The organism is Nonomuraea sp. NPDC050547 (genome assembly GCF_044457345.1).
Taxonomy (GTDB): domain Bacteria; phylum Actinomycetota; class Actinomycetes; order Streptosporangiales; family Streptosporangiaceae; genus Nonomuraea.
In genome coordinates, this window is record NZ_JBITGW010000019.1 from 174,785 (window position 1) to 190,770 (window position 15,986).

The 15,986-nt window shown below is 70.5% G+C and carries 16 protein-coding genes; 12 read left to right on the plus strand and 4 right to left on the minus strand.

Annotated elements, in window-relative coordinates:
- Window positions 1-25 precede the first annotated feature (25 nt).
- The 7 genes from ACIBHY_RS40200 to ACIBHY_RS40230 all read left to right on the plus strand — a co-directional run bounded on the left by ACIBHY_RS40200 (window position 26) and on the right by ACIBHY_RS40230 (window position 5,945).
- Window positions 26-1,045, plus strand: coding sequence for a hypothetical protein (locus ACIBHY_RS40200; RefSeq protein WP_397309466.1), 1,020 nt, complete (start codon window positions 26-28; stop codon window positions 1,043-1,045).
- Between the two features lie 4 nt (window positions 1,046-1,049).
- A complete protein-coding gene (locus tag ACIBHY_RS40205; protein ID WP_397254048.1) occupies window positions 1,050-1,460 on the plus strand; it encodes a MarR family winged helix-turn-helix transcriptional regulator in 411 nt (136 codons plus the stop codon).
- A 135-nt stretch (window positions 1,461-1,595) separates the two neighbouring features.
- Window positions 1,596-2,858, plus strand: a complete 1,263-nt coding sequence (locus ACIBHY_RS40210) for an FAD-dependent oxidoreductase (protein ID WP_397254050.1) — start codon at window positions 1,596-1,598, stop codon at window positions 2,856-2,858.
- Complete coding sequence (locus tag ACIBHY_RS40215) at window positions 2,851-3,333, plus strand: MarR family winged helix-turn-helix transcriptional regulator (protein WP_397309467.1); 483 nt, start codon at window positions 2,851-2,853, stop codon at window positions 3,331-3,333. Before ACIBHY_RS40210 ends, ACIBHY_RS40215 begins: the two co-directional genes overlap by 8 nt.
- A 39-nt stretch (window positions 3,334-3,372) precedes the next feature.
- On the plus strand, window positions 3,373-4,041 hold the full coding sequence (locus ACIBHY_RS40220; protein WP_397309468.1) for a hypothetical protein: 669 nt from the start codon (window positions 3,373-3,375) through the stop codon (window positions 4,039-4,041).
- Window positions 4,042-4,482: 441 nt separating this feature from the next.
- On the plus strand, window positions 4,483-5,346 hold the full coding sequence (locus tag ACIBHY_RS40225; protein ID WP_397254057.1) for a hypothetical protein: 864 nt from the start codon (window positions 4,483-4,485) through the stop codon (window positions 5,344-5,346).
- Complete coding sequence (locus ACIBHY_RS40230; protein ID WP_397309469.1) at window positions 5,343-5,945, plus strand: hypothetical protein; 603 nt, start codon at window positions 5,343-5,345, stop codon at window positions 5,943-5,945. The genes ACIBHY_RS40225 and ACIBHY_RS40230 overlap by 4 nt, the downstream gene beginning before the upstream one ends.
- Window positions 5,946-6,216: 271 nt before the next feature.
- Here the strand turns inward: ACIBHY_RS40230 and ACIBHY_RS40235 are convergent, their stop codons facing one another.
- On the minus strand, window positions 6,217-7,260 hold the full coding sequence (locus tag ACIBHY_RS40235) for a pentapeptide repeat-containing protein (RefSeq protein WP_397309471.1): 1,044 nt from the start codon (window positions 7,258-7,260) through the stop codon (window positions 6,217-6,219).
- A gap of 370 nt (window positions 7,261-7,630) precedes the next feature.
- On the opposite strand from ACIBHY_RS40235, the gene ACIBHY_RS40240 reads away from it, so the two are divergent.
- From ACIBHY_RS40240 to ACIBHY_RS40255, 4 genes are read left to right on the plus strand one after another with little or no spacing between them, the layout of a single operon-like run.
- Window positions 7,631-9,265, plus strand: a complete 1,635-nt coding sequence (locus ACIBHY_RS40240; RefSeq protein WP_397254063.1) for a S8 family serine peptidase — start codon at window positions 7,631-7,633, stop codon at window positions 9,263-9,265.
- Entirely contained in the window at window positions 9,262-10,140 is an 879-nt protein-coding gene (locus ACIBHY_RS40245; RefSeq protein WP_397309472.1) for a phosphotransferase, read from the plus strand. The genes ACIBHY_RS40240 and ACIBHY_RS40245 overlap by 4 nt, the downstream gene beginning before the upstream one ends.
- Window positions 10,137-11,048: a T3SS effector HopA1 family protein gene (locus tag ACIBHY_RS40250; protein ID WP_397309473.1), complete on the plus strand. Its 912-nt coding sequence runs from the start codon at window positions 10,137-10,139 to the stop codon at window positions 11,046-11,048. The genes ACIBHY_RS40245 and ACIBHY_RS40250 overlap by 4 nt, the downstream gene beginning before the upstream one ends.
- Window positions 11,045-12,226, plus strand: coding sequence for a lanthionine synthetase LanC family protein (locus ACIBHY_RS40255; protein ID WP_397309474.1), 1,182 nt, complete (start codon window positions 11,045-11,047; stop codon window positions 12,224-12,226). Before ACIBHY_RS40250 ends, ACIBHY_RS40255 begins: the two co-directional genes overlap by 4 nt.
- 4 nt (window positions 12,227-12,230) lie before the next feature.
- On the opposite strand, the gene ACIBHY_RS40260 is transcribed toward ACIBHY_RS40255, so the two are convergent.
- From ACIBHY_RS40260 to ACIBHY_RS40270, 3 genes are all read right to left on the minus strand, one after another.
- A complete protein-coding gene (locus tag ACIBHY_RS40260; protein WP_397309475.1) occupies window positions 12,231-12,434 on the minus strand; it encodes a hypothetical protein in 204 nt (67 codons plus the stop codon).
- Between the two features lie 277 nt (window positions 12,435-12,711).
- Window positions 12,712-13,293: a TetR/AcrR family transcriptional regulator gene (locus ACIBHY_RS40265; protein ID WP_397309476.1), complete on the minus strand. Its 582-nt coding sequence runs from the start codon at window positions 13,291-13,293 to the stop codon at window positions 12,712-12,714.
- Window positions 13,280-14,710, minus strand: a complete 1,431-nt coding sequence (locus ACIBHY_RS40270; protein ID WP_397309477.1) for an FAD-dependent monooxygenase — start codon at window positions 14,708-14,710, stop codon at window positions 13,280-13,282. The genes ACIBHY_RS40265 and ACIBHY_RS40270 overlap by 14 nt, the downstream gene beginning before the upstream one ends.
- Before the next feature lie 295 nt (window positions 14,711-15,005).
- Between ACIBHY_RS40270 and ACIBHY_RS40275 the strand changes: the two genes are divergently transcribed.
- Window positions 15,006-15,986 carry a helix-turn-helix domain-containing protein gene (locus tag ACIBHY_RS40275; protein WP_397309478.1) on the plus strand — a complete coding sequence of 327 codons (981 nt, stop codon included), beginning with the start codon at window positions 15,006-15,008 and terminating at the stop codon, window positions 15,984-15,986.

A 15,986-nucleotide genomic window follows, 5' to 3' on the forward strand; every position in this document is an offset into this window, starting at 1 on the left:
GCTGAGCATAAGCACAATAGTCAGCATGCTGAACAATTGGGGCCCAGGCCGGACCCTCGCCGCGGGCGTGCTGGCCGGCGCGATCATCACCGCCCTGGTCTGGCTGCTCGGCCAGCGCCTGCACGGCGTCACGCTCCTGCCCGACCAGGGCGCGTTCTGGTACTACTGGAAGCTTCCTGAGCCGACCCTGTGGACCCGGCTGTCGGCCTGGCTCCCCTACGCGGCCCACCAACTCGCCCTATGGGGCCTCATCTACTACGCGCAGACCAGGGTGGGCCGCCACACGCCCGGCCTGCATCCGGTCAACGTCGTCGCGCTCGGCGTCAACGCCGTCTTCATCGCCCTGCACATGGCCCAGACGCAGCTGTTCTACGACGGCCTGGCCCAGGACGTGTCGATCTTCAGCTCCCAGGGCTCGGTGATCTTGCTGCTGGTGGTCGTCCTGCTCATGGAGAACCGCCGGCGCGGCATGTTCTTCGGCAAACCGGCCCCGATCGGCGCACAGGTGGTGCGGTTCGCCCGCCGCTATCACGGCTACCTGTTCAGCTGGGCCGCCGTCTACACCTTCTGGTACCACCCCATGGAGGCCACCAGCGGCCACCTGATCGGCTTCTTCTACATGTTCCTGCTGCTGTTGCAGGGCAGCCTGTTCCTCACCCGCGCCCACACCAACCGCTGGTGGACGCTCACCCTGGAACTGGCCGTCGCCGTCCACGGCACGCTCGTCGCCGTGATGAGCGGCGGGCCGGACGGGATCTGGCCGATGTTCCTGTTCGGTTTCCTCGGCGTCTTCGTCATCACCCAGATGCACGGCCTGGGCCTGCCGCGCGGGGTGCGCTGGTCGCTGGGGCTGGCCTACGCCTTCGGCTCCCTGCTGGTGTACGGCTTGCGCCACGACCTGTCCGGCGTGCTGGCCGTGGGCCGGATCCCGGCCATCGAATACCTCGTGGTGGCCGTGCTCGCCGGGATGATCTGGCTCGGCCTGGCGGTCGCGAAAAGGCTGCGATCTCCTGAGCCGGTTCACGATCGCGAGGTGGGACAATGAACGGGTGGCCGACATCGACTCCTGGCCCACCGGCCGGCTGCTGTCGGTGGCCGCACGCCTGGTGGAGGGGCGCTTCCATGAGTTCCTCGCCGCGCACGGACTGACGCACGCCGGCCTGATCGCCCTGCATCACCTGGCCGAGGGGCCGCTCACCCAGCGCGAACTGGCGGGGCTGTGCCGCGTGACCGACCAGACGATGAGCCGCACGATCGAGCACCTGCGGCGCGCCGGGTACGTCGGCAAGCACGCGGACCAGCGGGACCGCCGGCGCGTCTCGGTGACCATCACCGAACCGGGCACCGCGACCCTGGCACTCGCCCACGAGGCCGAACGCACCTCGGAGCAACTGCTCGGCGCCGTGGACGACTACGAGCAGTTCAGACGGCAGCTGATCAAGCTGATCAGCGTCGCCTGAGCGGCGCTCACCTCGCCGCGCGGCCCGCCGGGGCGCGGACGCCGAGTGTCCACGCGGGACCACACACGATGTCCGGCAGCACCCACAATCAGGTACCTTATTCTTAAGTATCAGGTTCCTGATTCGAGGTGAGCCGTGAGAGTCGTGATCATCGGAGCCGGGATGGGCGGGCTGACGCTGGCCCAGGCGCTACGTGGCGAGGGGATCGACGTGGTCGTGCACGAGCGGGATCAGACTGTGGAATCCACCGGCGGCTATCGGCTCCATCTGGACGAGCGCGCCTGCCGGGCGCTGCGCCGCCGCCTCGCGCCAGATCTCTACCAGGCGCTGCTCGCGAGCTCAGCGGGGTCGCGGTCGTTCACTCGGTTCGCGGTCACCGACCACCGGATGCGGCTGCTGTTTCAGGAGTCGCGCGACGGGGCCACGGACACGCTGATGATCGGCCGGATCCCGCTGCGCCGGCTGCTGGCGCACGGCCTGGGGGAGGCGCTGCGGCTGGGCTCGGAGTTCACCGGGTACCGCGCCAACCCCGGCGGCACGCTCACCGTGTCCTTCGCCGACGGCCGCACGGAGACCGCTGACCTGCTGGTCGGCGCGGATGGCGTGGGGTCGCGGGTCGCGGCGGCGCTTGCCGGGCGCCCGACGTCCGCCCCCGTGGGGGTGAGCGGCATCGCCGCTCGCACGCCGCTGAGCGCCGATACCAGGCCCCTGGTTCCGGCACTGTTGGCGCAGGGCCCGGCGCTGGCGTTCGGTCCCGGCGGCACCGGGCTCTTCCTCAGTCTCCACGACCCCGGCGCCGGTTCCATGGTCGATCCGGCGGCCTGCGCGCGGGTCAAGCCGATCATCGAGCCGCCCGCGCTCGTCTGGGGGCTGATGGCGCCGGATGGGATCTATCCTGGGCGCCCGCGCGAACTCGCCGGCGCCGGGCTGATCCGGCTCACCGACGGGCTGCTGCGCGGCTGGAGCGCGCCGGTACGGGCGCTGGTGCGCGCCGCCGACCCCGCCACGGCTGCTTTCTTCGGCTTCCACGCCGCGACCGCGGACACCGATCTCACCCCGTGGCCGGCCGGCGCCGTGACCGCGCTCGGCGACGCGGTGCACGCCATGCCACCCACCGGCGGCATGGCCGCGGCCACGGCGATCCGCGACGCCGACATCCTCGCGCAAGAACTGATCCAGGTACGCGAGGGCACGTCCACGATCCCGCTGGCGGTGCGCCGCTTCCAGACCCGCATGGCCGGCTACGCCCCCGAGGCCGTACGCACGTCGCTGAGGCCTCTGGGCTGGATGAACCTGCTCGCCACCCCCGTGGGGACGCGGGCGGCCCGCCTCGGCCTGCCGGTCCTCGCCTCGGCCGCCCGGCTGGGCCGTACCCTGGCCGGAGCCCGCGGTGCCTGAGCACTCCGAGACGCACGCCGATGAACAGGCGGGTGCGCCGGACCTGCCGCTCTGGGAACTGATCCAGACCTCCTACGTCGTCGCCCGAGGCTTCACCGAGGTCTTCGGAACGGTCGGGCTCACCCCGGTCCAGTTCGGCGTGCTGGCCTCGCTCGCCACAGGCGAAGACCTCAACCAGGCCGAACTCGCCCGAGTGATCATGGTGCGGCCACAGAGCCTCGGCGAGGTGGCGGTGACGCTGATCGAGCGGGGCCTCGTCGAACGCGAGGGGCCGGGCGGCCGCGGCCGGCGCGCGAGGCTGCGGATCACCCCGGCCGGCCAGGCGGTTCTGGACCGCGTCCTTCCCGCGGTGGTGGCCTTCAACGCTCCACAGGCGATCGGCCTGTCCGGCCAGGACGCCGAAGCACTGACCCGGATGCTGCGCACCGTCCGCGGCACACTCTCCGCCCGGGACGAGTCCTCCAGACACCCGTGAGGCGCCCAAGCTCGCGCCTTCGCCGATGCCGTCGACGACATGGCGCGGGCCCTGTGGTCCGAGCTCGCACCCAAGCACGGCATCTTCCGCGAACGGCCCGGCACATGGACCATCGCGGAACCTCGCGGCTTGGGCGCGCTGCGGAAAGCCGGAGCCTTCGACCGGCTCGCCTCCCCAGCGGTCGTAGCCGCGATCGACGCGCTGCTGGGGCGCGCGGACTGGCCTCAGCCGTTCAGCTGGGGTGACCCACTCGTCACGTTCCCGACGCCGGGCGTGTGGGACGTGCCGCTCGGCGGCTGGCACATCGACTTCCCCGCCAGAGGCGCCCTGCTGCTGAAGTGGCTGGGCAACCTCGCCCCCGTCGAGCCGGCGGGAGGCGGCACCGTGGTCCTGGCCGGTTCACACCGGCTGGTCGCGAACTTCCTCCGGCGGGCAGGAGAGGCGGAGCCCGGCCGTTCACCAACCGTCCGCGACGCGATCCTCAACGCACATCCTTGGCTGGACGGCATCCGCCGCCCCGGGCCCGCGACCGAACGCGTCGCGCGGTTCGTCGAGCGGGGAGCGCGGATCTCCGGCATCCCCATGCGGGTGGTCGAGCTGACGGGCGAGCCGGGCGACGTGGTCTTCACGCACCCCCACCTCCTGCACGCCCCCTCCCCCAACCACGCGGCCACCCCCAGGCTGATGGTCACCGGCGGACTGGCCTGACCCCTCCTACCCATGGCTGCCACCTCTCCGTGGATCCCGTGAGGGCCGAATCCATCCGCCAAGTCCGGCCAGGAGCCATTCACGTGGCGACCGCCCTCGTCCGAGTGCTCGGCTTCCCTCTTTGGAGGTCACGTCGCGCGACTCGAGCGCGGATGACGCTGCGCAGGATCATTCTCCGGACCAAGGTCTTCATCGTGGCATCGCGGCTTTGGATCGAGGAGCCGCAAGACGCGTACCCACTGATCACGCAGCTCCTCGCGGAGGGGATCCACCCAGGGCCGCGACATGCGGGTCCTGTCCGAAGCGGAGTTCCAGGCGCTTCACCGACCGGCGTCCCATCGCCGAACTCCCAGAGATCCGATGCCTCACCGTCACCTTTAATCGCTTTGCGTGTGCTTGGGTATTGCTTTGACAATTCTTGTGCCGGAGTGAGGTTGACGAGTGTCAAGGTACGACTGGCATCACTCGGTGTTCGCGCCGGTGGTCGCCCTGATCGTCTCCGTGCTGCTGATGGTGGCCGGAGCGGTGGAAGCGGTGCTGGTGTCCGTGGGGGCGGCCACCGCCCCGGCGGCGGCGGAGCTGGTGGTCACGGTGATCATCGGGGTGTTCTTGACCACCGTGCTCAGGATCGCGCGGGCGGTGCCGGACATCCGGCGGGAGAACGCCGCCATCACCCGGGCCAGGGTGAACGTTCAGGCCGTGAAGGCGAACGAGGACACGCTCGTGGCGCGGCGGCTCAAGCTGTTCCGTGAGGCGGCCGAGGCCGGCAACGACTGCGAGGCGGTGCTGAGCGCGCGCTCGGCTCTGGACGACGGCGAGATGGCCAACAAGCATCACCTTGACCACACGCTGATCTGGGCGCTGCCGGTCTTCGGATTCATCGGCACCGCGCTGACGATGGCCGAGATGGTCAGCTCGTTCTCCAGCGCCCTGGACAGCCAGGGCGACCCCTCCGTGCTGATCACCGCGCTCAAGCAGCACGTGCTGCCGGAGTTGGCGTCGGCCTTCGGCGTCACGCTGATCGCGTTGTTCCTGAGCGTGCTCGCGTTCGGCGCGATGGCGCTGGTCGAGCGGGCCGAGCGGGCCGGCGTGGTGGCCGCGGACGAGGTGTTCCTGACCTATGTCGCGCGGCTGCCCGCGAAACAGGCGGCGCCGGCGATGCAGGGGCTGACGCAGGAGCTGGCCCAGTCCAGAGGCAGGACGGAGGAGCTGGTCAAGGGCCTCGACGCGCTGCGCACGGCGGTGGAACGACTGAGCGCCGCCGAGAGCAGGCCCCAGAAGTACACGCTGGTGAGGGAGCCGTGAGAAGGCGCCCGGCCAGGTCGTTCGCGCCGCCGCTCGACCTGCGCTTCATCGACCTGTTCATGGCCATCGTGCTGGCGCTGGCATTCGTCGCGATCATGCTGACCGTCGTGGCACGCATGTTGCCGACCGAGGCCGCCACGCCGCCTGCGCGTCAGGACAAGAGCGTGGCGCAGCTCCAGAAGCAGCTCGACGCCGCCGTCACGGCCCAGCGCAAGGCCGAGGCCCGGTTGCGCGCCGCCCAGGCACAGATCGCCGAACAGCAGTCGTTCGCGCTGCCCTGGTGGCTGATCGGATTCTGCGCGCTGCTCGGCGTCCTGGCCGTGTTCATGACGTGGCGGGTCCGGTTGTGGAACATGGAAAGCCTGCCACGCCTGCGAAGCTGGCTGATGGGCACCGTGGTGGTGGCCGCGGTCACGATGGTGATCAGGTCGCTGAGCGACCGCGACGGCAACCTGCTGCTCGCCGAGATCCCCTGGTGGGGCGCCGCCGCCCTGTGTCTCGGCCTCCTGCTGGTCGCGTACGTGCTGATCTCCGACATCCGGGCCAGCCAGCTCACCCTCGGCAAGATCAGAAAACGTTCCGGAATGACGGCGAGGTAGGTGTCGGCATTCCCAAGAGCACCGGCGCACTCAGCACGTGGACGGCGGTCTCCCCGCGCATCAACGGATTCGGGCCGATGTCCTGGCTGTACTTGGCCATGATCTTGATGACACGTGGCCATGATCGAAGGGGCGTTACGCCTCGGCCGCAGAACCGCATGCCCATGGTGAAGCCTTCACCCGCCCCAGACCGGCTCGGCGACGTTGGCCCCTCCGTGAGGTGGCGGGAGGTGGATGGGTGCGGCGTTGAGGCATGGTCCGCTCTCCGGCGTTACCCGGAGTGGAGAGGTTCGGGGTCTCCTTCGAGCGGTCCGCCGAGCTTGTTGGGCGGTCCGCATGATTGTGGTCCGACCCGTTTCTCGCCAAACCGGGTGGCTGAGTCGGTGCTGGCGGCGGCCCGGATCTGGTCTGGGGTCATCCCGGTCACACCCTGCAGATCGGCACCGCGCAGATCGGCGCCAGACAGGTTCGCTCCTGTCAGATCGGCTCCGGACAGTTCGGCGAGTCTCAGGTTCGCCTTGCTCAGGTCTGCGCCACGTAGCCGCGCGTAGGTGAGGCACGCCTCCGGCGCGTTCACACCGCTCAGGTCCGCGCCCCGCAACCCGGCCCACGTCAGATCGGCCCCCTCCAGGTCCGCACGGCTCAGCCGGATGCCCTCGAGCGCCGCGCGGGGGAAGCGGACCTGGGAGAAGTCGGTGCGCGGGTCCCCCGGGACAGTCAGGCCAGAGGCGATGGTGAGGGCCGCGTGGACATCTGGCGGCACGTCCGCGATGTTCCGGACCACGGCGAGTTCGGCGATCGAGGCGGTACATTGCGGCGCGGGCCGTGGCGCGCACAGATCGTGGTTGCGGACGAACGCCGCCAGCACGCTGCGCACGGTGAGGCGGTCCCTAGGGGAATCGGCGGCGATCCGCTGTAAGGCGTAGATCCCACCGAACCGCACATCGGTCGCGGGCGAAGCAAGTTGTTCGACTGCTTTGGTGTACCGATCGGTGATTTGTCCCTCGCGTGCGGTTCGCAGCTCCTCCTGCCCGTTGCGCAACGTAACTGCGGTCACGATCAGGCTGCCGGCGGTGAAGAGGGCGCCCAGCAGGATCCCTACGCTGTTGAACCACTGGTGGCGGTTCAGCCGTCGGCGTTCGCGCTCCTGGTCATCGCGCTGCCGTTGGGCCTCCAGTAGTTCCAGGCGCTTTTCGACTGGCAACCCGTCCAGTTCTTCCTGGGTGGGTTCCGCGATGCGGGGAGGTGACGCGCCGGCCGACGCCGGATCCCGGGAGGACCTGGCGGAGCCGGCAGGGTCATTGGGTGCGTTCATTCCAGATCAGATTCCTCCGGACCGTTCGCGTGTACGCCTGGAGTGTGACCGCCATCGCCTACCTGGAGGGCTTCCAGGCGGAGACGCACTGCACCTTAGCCGTGGATCCGCCACCGCGCGTTTCGCCGGGTAGCGTGAAGAGTTTGAAGTAGCCGATCCCGGAAGCACGTCGGCCGCGCTGCATCAGTCGCGGCGAAGGCCGCGAACCAGAGCCGGTCGCGACCGGCATCCGAGTTGACGCCGGAGCTGCAGTATCCCGGCCAAGAGCCCGTTTGTCCTGGTCATGGCCGCATCAGGACACCCTCCGCGCCTTGTTGACGCCCTGACGCGGTGAGACGCTGAGGGCCGTTCATCCGGAAACGGAGGCGCCATGCACGGTTCAGGCGACGACTACCTTCCGATCTTCGGCCCGGACGCCGGCAACGTCGTCCCCGGGGAGGTGGTGGTGCAGCTCCGGACGGAAGTGGCGGCCGGCCTCACGGTGAGCATCCCGGCGGGACCCTCCCGTGGCCTGACGGGCTTCTCCGCCGGCTTCGGCGTCGACGACCTGGACGGCGTCCTCAATGGCATTGGCGTCACCTCCGTCACCGCGGTGCATCCGCCGCCTCCCCCGCGGGTCGAGCGGGGGTTCGCGGTCGCGGCGGAGCTCACCCCGATGACCGCGACGTACAAGGTGCGCTTCGATCCCGCCAACGAGGTCGGCGACGTGGTCGACCGGCTCGCCGCGCTGGGGGAGGTCGAGGCGGCCGAACCGAACCGGTATCGCGAGAGCTTCGCCGTACCGAATGATCCGGACTACGCGCAGCAGTGGGGACTGGCGAAGATCAACTGTCCGGCGGCGTGGGACCGCAGCACGGGCAGTGCGAACGTCACCGTCGCGGTCGTCGACTCGGGCGTGGATCTGAATCATCCTCAGCTGGCCCCGCTGCTGCTGCCCGGGAGTGACCTGGTCGATCTGGGACCCAATCCCACACCGGCCGGCCTTCCCCCGGGCTTCGTACTGGAAGGCGACTTCTTCGGCAGGGACAACGACCCGCAGGACGAAGTGGGGCACGGCACCCACGTGGCGGGCACGATCGCCTGCCTGAGCAACGACGGCGTCGGCGTGGCCGGGGTCACCTGGAATTGCCGCCTGCTGCCGGTCCGGGTGCTGGCCCGTGTCAGGCACACGCCGACGGGCCGTATCAGGGGCATGGGCAGTTCGGCCGATATCGCGGCCGGCATCCGGTGGGCGGCCGACCACGGCGCCCACGTGATCAATCTGAGCCTGGGCGGGAGCGCCAACACGTTCGTGGAGCGCGACGCCGTCGCCTACGCCATCGGCCGGGGCGTCGTCGTGGTCGCGGCCATGGGCAACGACGGGACGAACAATCCCAGTTTCCCGGCAGCCTTCCCCGATGTGATCGCCGTCGGCGCGATCGAGGCCACCGATCGCCGGGCCGCCTTCTCGCAAACGGGACCGCACATCGACGTGGCGGCGCCCGGGGTCAACGTGCTCAGCACCTACTGGGACGACACCTACGCCATCTCGAACGGCACGTCGATGGCCGCCCCGCATGTCGCGGGCGTCGCGGCGCTGATCCTTTCCTGCAACCCCGGACTGCCGGGCGCGCAGGTCGGGCAGATCATCCGGGACACCGCACGGCCGCTGCGGGACAATCCCGGTGATCCGCTGCCGAACGAGCAGTACGGCTCGGGTCTGGTCGATGCCAGGGCCGCGCTGGATCGCGCCTGCCCGCCGAGGAGGACGCTGACGCCCGTCCCGTGCCGCCCGTCCCTGCCCATCTTCACCTGCCCGTCCATCCGAATTCCGTGCGTACCCCTGACCCGTGAGGTGATCTGCCGGGTCACCGTTCAGCTTCCCTGCCCATCCATCCAGATTCCGTGCAGGTCGGTCCAGATCCGCTGTCCGACGGGACCAGGATCGCCGCTGGGTATGGGCGAGGATTACGAGAGCTATGACCCATATGGCGATGACCCCTACGGAATCGACTACGGACAGTGACGGAGGCGGCCTGGCGTGATCCGCCGTCCGCGGTTCAGGCGCTCGCGGCGGCGGGGATCGACGCCGCGGGCGCCGAGATCGTCGATCTGTCGCGCTTCCATGACGTACGGCTGGCCGCCGGGCACGTGGTCAAACGGCTGAGCAGAAGCGCCCGGGACAGCGGGCGGGATCTGGCGGCCGAACTGCTGGCCTACCGGCTGGCCGGATGGAACGACGCGCTGGCGGCCGCCGTTCCGCGGGCCGTCCTCCTCGACGAGCGCGCGCAGGTCCTCGTGATCGGCGCGGCCGGGCGGCCGCTGACGGCTTTCACCGCCCAGAGCGCCGCGTCGCTGGGAGAGCTGTGTTCGGGCTGGCATCGCGCGACGTCCGGGCTGCCGATCCCGCCGACCAGGTCGGCGGGAATCCTGCGGCTGCCGGACACCTCGCCCGAGGAGTGGGCGCTGACCACCGACGCCGCGCGCGGTCTCGGCGCCCGTCTGGCTGCGGACCCGCTACTGAGCGACGTCCTCCGGGAAGGCGCCGCCGCGTGGCGGGCCGGCTGCCTGGTGCACGGGGATCTCAAGGCCGACAACTGCGTGGTGGCCGGCGATCGGATTCGTGTGATCGACTGGGAGTTGTCCGGGCTGGGCGATCCGGCCTGGGACGTCGCCTGCGTCATCGCCGACCAACTCGCTTTCCACACAGGTGCCCATATCCCGGCGTTCGTCGACGCTTATGGAGCGTCGGGAGACTCCACCCGGCGTCGCGAGCTGTTCACGATCGCCCGGCTCGCGCACCTCGCCCTGGAACAGGCCGAGCACACGGCCGACCCCCGCGCCGCCGAGCCGGCTGTCGAGCTGGCCCTGCGCCTGGCCACGACGCGGAGACCCGCATGAGGCATTCCGTGCTGATCGCGCTGGACCGGCTGGTGAACCTCGTGGAGATCGCGGACGACGACGGTGTGCGCGTGGCGGGCGAACGGTGCGATCCGGCCGCCGCCGACGCCTGCGAACGCGTGACCGACGCCCTCTACACCGGCTGGTACCTGCCGCCCTTCGGTGTCGACCCCCCGGCCAGAATGGGCGACCTCACCGCGCTGTTGCGCGCCGCGCACGCGGGAGCCGAGCGGTTCGACGGTGGCTGGCTCGTCACAGCCGCCTCGCCCGACGGGCGCTGCGTGGTGTCCCGGCAGGGGCGCTCGCGGGCCGTCCAGCCGGGGGAATACGTCCTGCCGCTGCGCCCGGCCGTACCGCCGGCTCCCGGTGACCTGCTCGACGTCGTACGCCGCCAAGACTGGACGGATCAGGACAGCGGATTCTGGTGCGCCCGCTCCCCCGACGAGCCCGAACCTCCCATCAACCGGGCCTACCTGAACCTGCCCGCCGGCGCCGCCGCGCCGGTGCTGCACGCGGTCACCGCGCGCCTGGAACGAGAGGGGCTGCGGCACTCGCTCAAGTGCCCGTCGGCCGCGGACGGCTACGCCCGTGTCGACAGCCTCGTCATCTACTACGAACGCGAACGCGAGGAACAGGCGCACACCGCGCTCCAGGAGGTCCACCTGGACATCGGCTCCCTGCTGCGGCCCGCCGTTCCCCCGCTGAGCCTGCGCTTGGCTCCCGGCCTCGCCCACGCCGAGCAACCCGCAGGCGGCGAGAGTTTCGGGCAGAGCCGCTGCCGGGTGCTGGCGGCCGCGCTGGTGGCGGCCTTGCGCGCGGGCACCGATCGGAAGGATCTGCGCGCTAGCCTCCTGAACGGCCTGAGCGCCGCGGGCATCGCCCTCCACCGGCCATGGGCGGCGGCGTGAGCGCGCTCCTGCACAGCGCGATCGCCATCGCCCACGACCTGGCCGAGAGCGCGCGCCCAGGCGGCCACTGGCACGGCGCCATCGTCGGCGGCACGGACGACGACCCACACGTGCGGATCGGCGACACCGGCGACGACCTGTACAGCGGGTCGGCCGGCATCGGCCTGTTCCTGAGCTGCGCCGCGCGGCACGACCCCACCGGCCGCTTCGCGAACCTGGCCGCGGAAGCGATCACCCGCTCCCTCACTCAAGCCCCTGACCTGGTACGGCAGAGCCGGCTGGGCCTGTACGACGGCGCCACCGGCATCGCCCTCGCAGCACTGCTCGCCGGGCGGCTCCTGGGCGACGACGGCTTGGTCACCGAGGGCGAGAAACTCTGCCTGTCGATCACCCGGACGCCCTGCCCCTCCGGCGGCCACGACCTGATCAGCGGAACCGCCGGGATCATCATCGGGCTCACCCACGCCCATCGGATCACCGGAAACCCCGTCCTCCGCGACGCCACCCTGTCCCTGGCACGTGACCTCAAGGCCGCCTCGGCCCCGGAGCCCTGGGGCCGATCCTGGCCGCCTCACCTGACCGGCCTGGCCCATGGCGCCTCCGGGCCCGCCCTCGCCCTGCTGGAGACCGGCGACATCGAGGCGGCCACCGCCGCCATGCGCTACGAACGTTCCTGGTGCTCGCCCTTCCACGGCAACTGGCCCGACCTGCGCGCGCAGCCTCCCGGCTATCCCGCCTTCTGGTGTCACGGCGCGGTAGGGATCGGCCTGAGCAGACTCCGCGCCCACGAACTGACCCGGGACACCACGGCCCTGGCCGAAGCCTCCCTCGCGATCCAGGCCGTCCGGGACTTGACCATCCGCGCTGGAACGGCCTCCCGCGAGCACCAGCCCGTCGATCTGTCCCTCTGCCACGGCCTGTCCGGAGCCGCGGAGCTGCTCATCACGGCCGCGACCGTCCTGAAGGAAGACGCGCATCTACGGGCGGCGCGGAAGATCGGCACGCTGATGATCGAACACCGGGACCGGATGGGTACCTGGCCGTGCGGCCTGCCCCACGAGCTCCATCGGGGCGAGACGCCCGACCTGTTCCTGGGCACCGCCGGGATCGGCCTGACCCTGCTTCGCCTCCACGACCCACGCGACGCGATCCCGTTGTCGCCGGTCAGCTGGTCGTGACGCCTCAGCCGCCAAAGCGGAACTCCTCCGGTTCCGCGTAGGCCACGCCGGGCAGGCGCGCGGCCCGCTCGGCCGCCTCCGGGGCGCTCATCGTGTCGGGGAACAGCGCTATCAGGACATCCGGCAGTTCCGGGCGCGGTGGCAGCACCACCGCCCCCTCCCGCCGCAATGCGCCGGCCAGTTCATCTGGGACGGCGCCGCGTTCCATGCCCACCACTATGCGAAGGCCCATATCTCATCGTCCCCCGCGAAGGCCAGGTGCGGCGACCCGCGCCTTCCGGAGGAGCGGTACCGCGTCAGACGAATGAGCCGCAACCAGGCGACGGCCCGCTGGACAGGCGCTGAGCACCACCGCTTCAGGGGCACCTTCCCGGCGACCGGGGAGAGCCCCGCAAGAAGCCCACACAGGGCCGCGGGAAGGCCAGACCCATACGGGACAAGGCCCTATGGGGGCATCGGGGTTCGTGTGGCGCCCCCGAAGTGGGCTATGTCGCCGTCGGCTTTTGGTGGTGGGCCAGGAGAGCCCGTACGGCGGTGCGGATCAGCTCGCCGGGGGATTCGGGCACGCCGGTGGTGAGGGCGGTGAAGAGAATGCCCAGCACGCTCATCTCCAGGAGCATGGCGTCGTCCTGGCTGATGTCGATTCCGGCGGCGCGGCATTGGCGGATGATGAGGTCGCTTCGGCCGTGCAGGGCGTCGGTCAGCGTGTGCCGCAGGCGGGGGTTCCTGGTGCTCTCCAGGTGCAGCTCGAACAGGGCCAGCGGGTCGTGCTGGTCGTCGGTCAGCATCGTCGTCAGGACGGCGACCAGCGCTTCCTCCAGATCGGCGGGCGAGATCGGCCGGATGGTGTGGGCGTCCACGTGTTCGCCGAGCCGGCGGGTGATCCGCTCGATGACTCCGTTGAGCAGCGCGTCGCGGGTGCGGAAGTAGCGAGAGGTCGTGCCGGCCGGTACGGCGGCGGCGGTGTCGACGGCTCTGTGGGTCAATCCGCGTGAGCCTTGCTCGGCCAGCACCGTGATGGCCGCGTCTGCCAGGTGGTCGCGGCGCTGTGGGTTAGGCGGTGGCACGATTTCGTTTCCTGTCGGTGTGGTCGGCGGGGCCACACCATTTCACCAGAGCCGTTTCGATGCCGGTGTGATCCCCGGCCCAGGCCACGTAGCCGTCCGGGCGGATCAGCGTGGCCTCGGGTCTGGTGCCGCCCAGGGGTCTGGCGTGCCGTACGCGATGGCGCCAGGGGGCCGGCACGTCCTTGCCGGAGAGCAGGACGAAGGCGCCGGCGCGCAGCACCTCGTAGAGGCGGCCCGCGTCTGTCGGGCCGTCGGCCGCGCGGCGCCCGGCCAGCGGGTGGGCGTCCGGCTCGCCGGGCGCGTAGGCGAACTCCAGGCCGGACAGCCTGCCGAGGATATGGCGGCGGCCGGGAGCGGTGTGGAGCAGGGTCGCCATGATGCGCCGGTTGAGTTCCAGGCGCACGCGTGAACCGCTGAGCACCAGCCCGGTGAGGTGGTCGGTCATGGCCAGGACGGCGGAGCCGACGGGGTGCCGTTCGGCGTGGTAGGTGTCGAGCAGACGGGGCGGCCCCCAGCCGTGCAGCGTGGCGGCGAGCTTCCAGCCCAGGTTGATGGCGTCCTGGATGCCGGTGTTCATGCCCTGGCCGCCGATGGGCGAGTTCACGTGGGCGGCGTCTCCGGCCAGGAACACCCGCCCCGATCGGTACGTGCGGGCCTGGCGGCGTTCGGCGGTGAAGCGGGAGAACCAGCGCGGCTCGCTCATGTCGTAGTCGGTGCCGGCGATCCGGCGGAAGGCCTCGCGGATCTGGGCGAAGCCCGCGTTCTCCTGTCCGTCGCGCAGCCATGCGCCGACGCGGAACCATCCGTCGCCGAACGGGAGGGTCACCACCACGCCCCGCGTGCCGACCTGGGTGATGGGCGGCGGTTCTGAGGTGGGAATGCGCACATCGGCCAGCAGCATGGGCAGGCTGTAGGCCGCGCCGGCGAAGCCCACGTCGACCAGGTCGCGGACGGTGCTGTGGGCGCCGTCGGCTCCGATGACGTATCTGGCCTCCAGTTCGCCTCCGTCCTGAAGTCTCAGCCGGACGGATTCGGCGTCCTGGGTCAGGCCGGCCACGTGGGCGTCGCGGCGGATCTGTACGCCGAGTTCGGCGGCACGCCGCCGCAAGAGCTTCTCGGTGCCGTTCTGGGGCACGAGCAGCAGCATCGGGTACCGCGTGTCGAGCCGCCCGAAGTCGACCCGTGAGGCGTAGGCGGGATACACCGTCTTGAGCGGGTTGCCTGCCGCGACCAGTTGGTCGCCCATGCCTCGGGCGTCGAGCAGTTCCAGGGCTCGGGCGTGCAGACCGAAAGCCCGCGTGACGTTGGACTCGTTGCCGCGCTTGTCCACGATCGTGCAGGGAATGCCGGCCAGTGCGAGCTCGCAGGCGGCCATGAGCCCGGTGGGACCGGCTCCCACGATGACGACGTCGTGCATGACGCTTCTCCATTCGCTACACATGTATCGCTACATTTATAGCGTATGGATGGGCCGGCGCGCCGAGCGCGGCCGCGAATCGGCCGCTCCCCCGCCTACACGGAGCGGCCTTGAGGTGGGTGCGGTCGCGCTTTCACGGGAAGCCGGGCGGAGGGCGAGCCGGCTGGTCAAGCGCGTCCGGTCCTGGAGGGCGCCCATACGGTCCGCACGGCACCTGGTCATCGTGGAGCGGGCGCGCTGCCCGGCCGCCTGCGGGCTCCTAGGAAGGGGTCATCCGGCTGTCTATAGTGACGGAGTGGAACAGAGTGATCTGCGCCATCAGCTCCTGCTCTTAGGCCTACGGGCTGAAACCGCCCAGGTCTACGAGCGGCTGCTCTGGGTCCAGCAGGCGAGTGAGGGAGAGCTGGCCGCGGCACTGCGCATGGGCCACGAGGCCGTGCGCGTCGCGCTGAAGGACCTGATCACCTGGGGCCTGGTGGCCCGGCACGACATCCAAGGCACCGACAGGGTGGTGCGCGCGGTCGTTCCGGAAGCCGGGTTGGAGGCGCTGGTGCATCGGCACCAGGCCGACCTGGAACAGGCGAGGATCGCCGTGAGCCAGGCGTTCGAGACGCACCGCAGATCCGCACGTAGGGCTGACGTCGAATCGCCGGTCGAAGTGGTCACAGGCGTGGCGGTCAAAGTTCGCATCAGGCAGCTTGTGAACAGTGCCCGGCACGAGATCCGCCGGCTCGACCGGCCGCCGCATCTGTTCGGCGCCGCCAACAGGACCGAGATCGAGCAGCTCGGCCGCGGGATGCGCTACCGGGTGGTCTACTCACGTGAGTGTCTCGAACTGCCCGGCTATCTGGAGGACAACGTCAACCCCTGTATGGAGGCGGGCGAGCAGGCGCGGGTGACGACCGTGCTGCCGGTCAACATGACCATCCTGGACAACGACCTGGCCTGGCTCGCCAGGCCGGCCGAGGGACCTGCGGCCACGCTCACCATTGTCTATGCGGGAGGTCTGCTGGAGGCGCTGATCGGGCTTTTCGAGACGTGCTGGACCATGTCCGTGCCGTTGCACCTGTCGGACGGCGGGAGCGGGTCCATCAACCCCGCGGATCGCAAGCTGCTCGTCCTGCTCAACGCGGGCGTGAGCGACAACAGGGCGGCGGAGACGCTGGGGCTGAGCCGCCGGACCTTCTACCGCCGCCTTGAGCAGCTCATGGCGCGGACGGCCACGACCAGCCGCTTTCAGCTGGCGGCCGCGGCCGCGCGCAGAGGGTGGCTGTAG

What these genes read in the sequence shown, in the direction of transcription:
- ACIBHY_RS40235 (WP_397309471.1), bottom strand. Translation starts at nt 7,260, where the DNA reads ATGAACGCACCCAATGACCCTGCCGGCTCCGCCAGGTCCTCCCGGGAT.
- ACIBHY_RS40200 (WP_397309466.1), top strand. Translation starts at nt 26, where the DNA reads ATGCTGAACAATTGGGGCCCAGGCCGGACCCTCGCCGCGGGCGTGCTG.
- ACIBHY_RS40250 (WP_397309473.1), top strand. Translation starts at nt 10,137, where the DNA reads ATGAGGCATTCCGTGCTGATCGCGCTGGACCGGCTGGTGAACCTCGTG.
- ACIBHY_RS40270 (WP_397309477.1), bottom strand. Translation starts at nt 14,710, where the DNA reads ATGCACGACGTCGTCATCGTGGGAGCCGGTCCCACCGGGCTCATGGCC.
- ACIBHY_RS40260 (WP_397309475.1), bottom strand. Translation starts at nt 12,434, where the DNA reads ATGGAACGCGGCGCCGTCCCAGATGAACTGGCCGGCGCATTGCGGCGG.
- ACIBHY_RS40220 (WP_397309468.1), top strand. Translation starts at nt 3,373, where the DNA reads ATGGCGCGGGCCCTGTGGTCCGAGCTCGCACCCAAGCACGGCATCTTC.
- ACIBHY_RS40240 (WP_397254063.1), top strand. Translation starts at nt 7,631, where the DNA reads ATGCACGGTTCAGGCGACGACTACCTTCCGATCTTCGGCCCGGACGCC.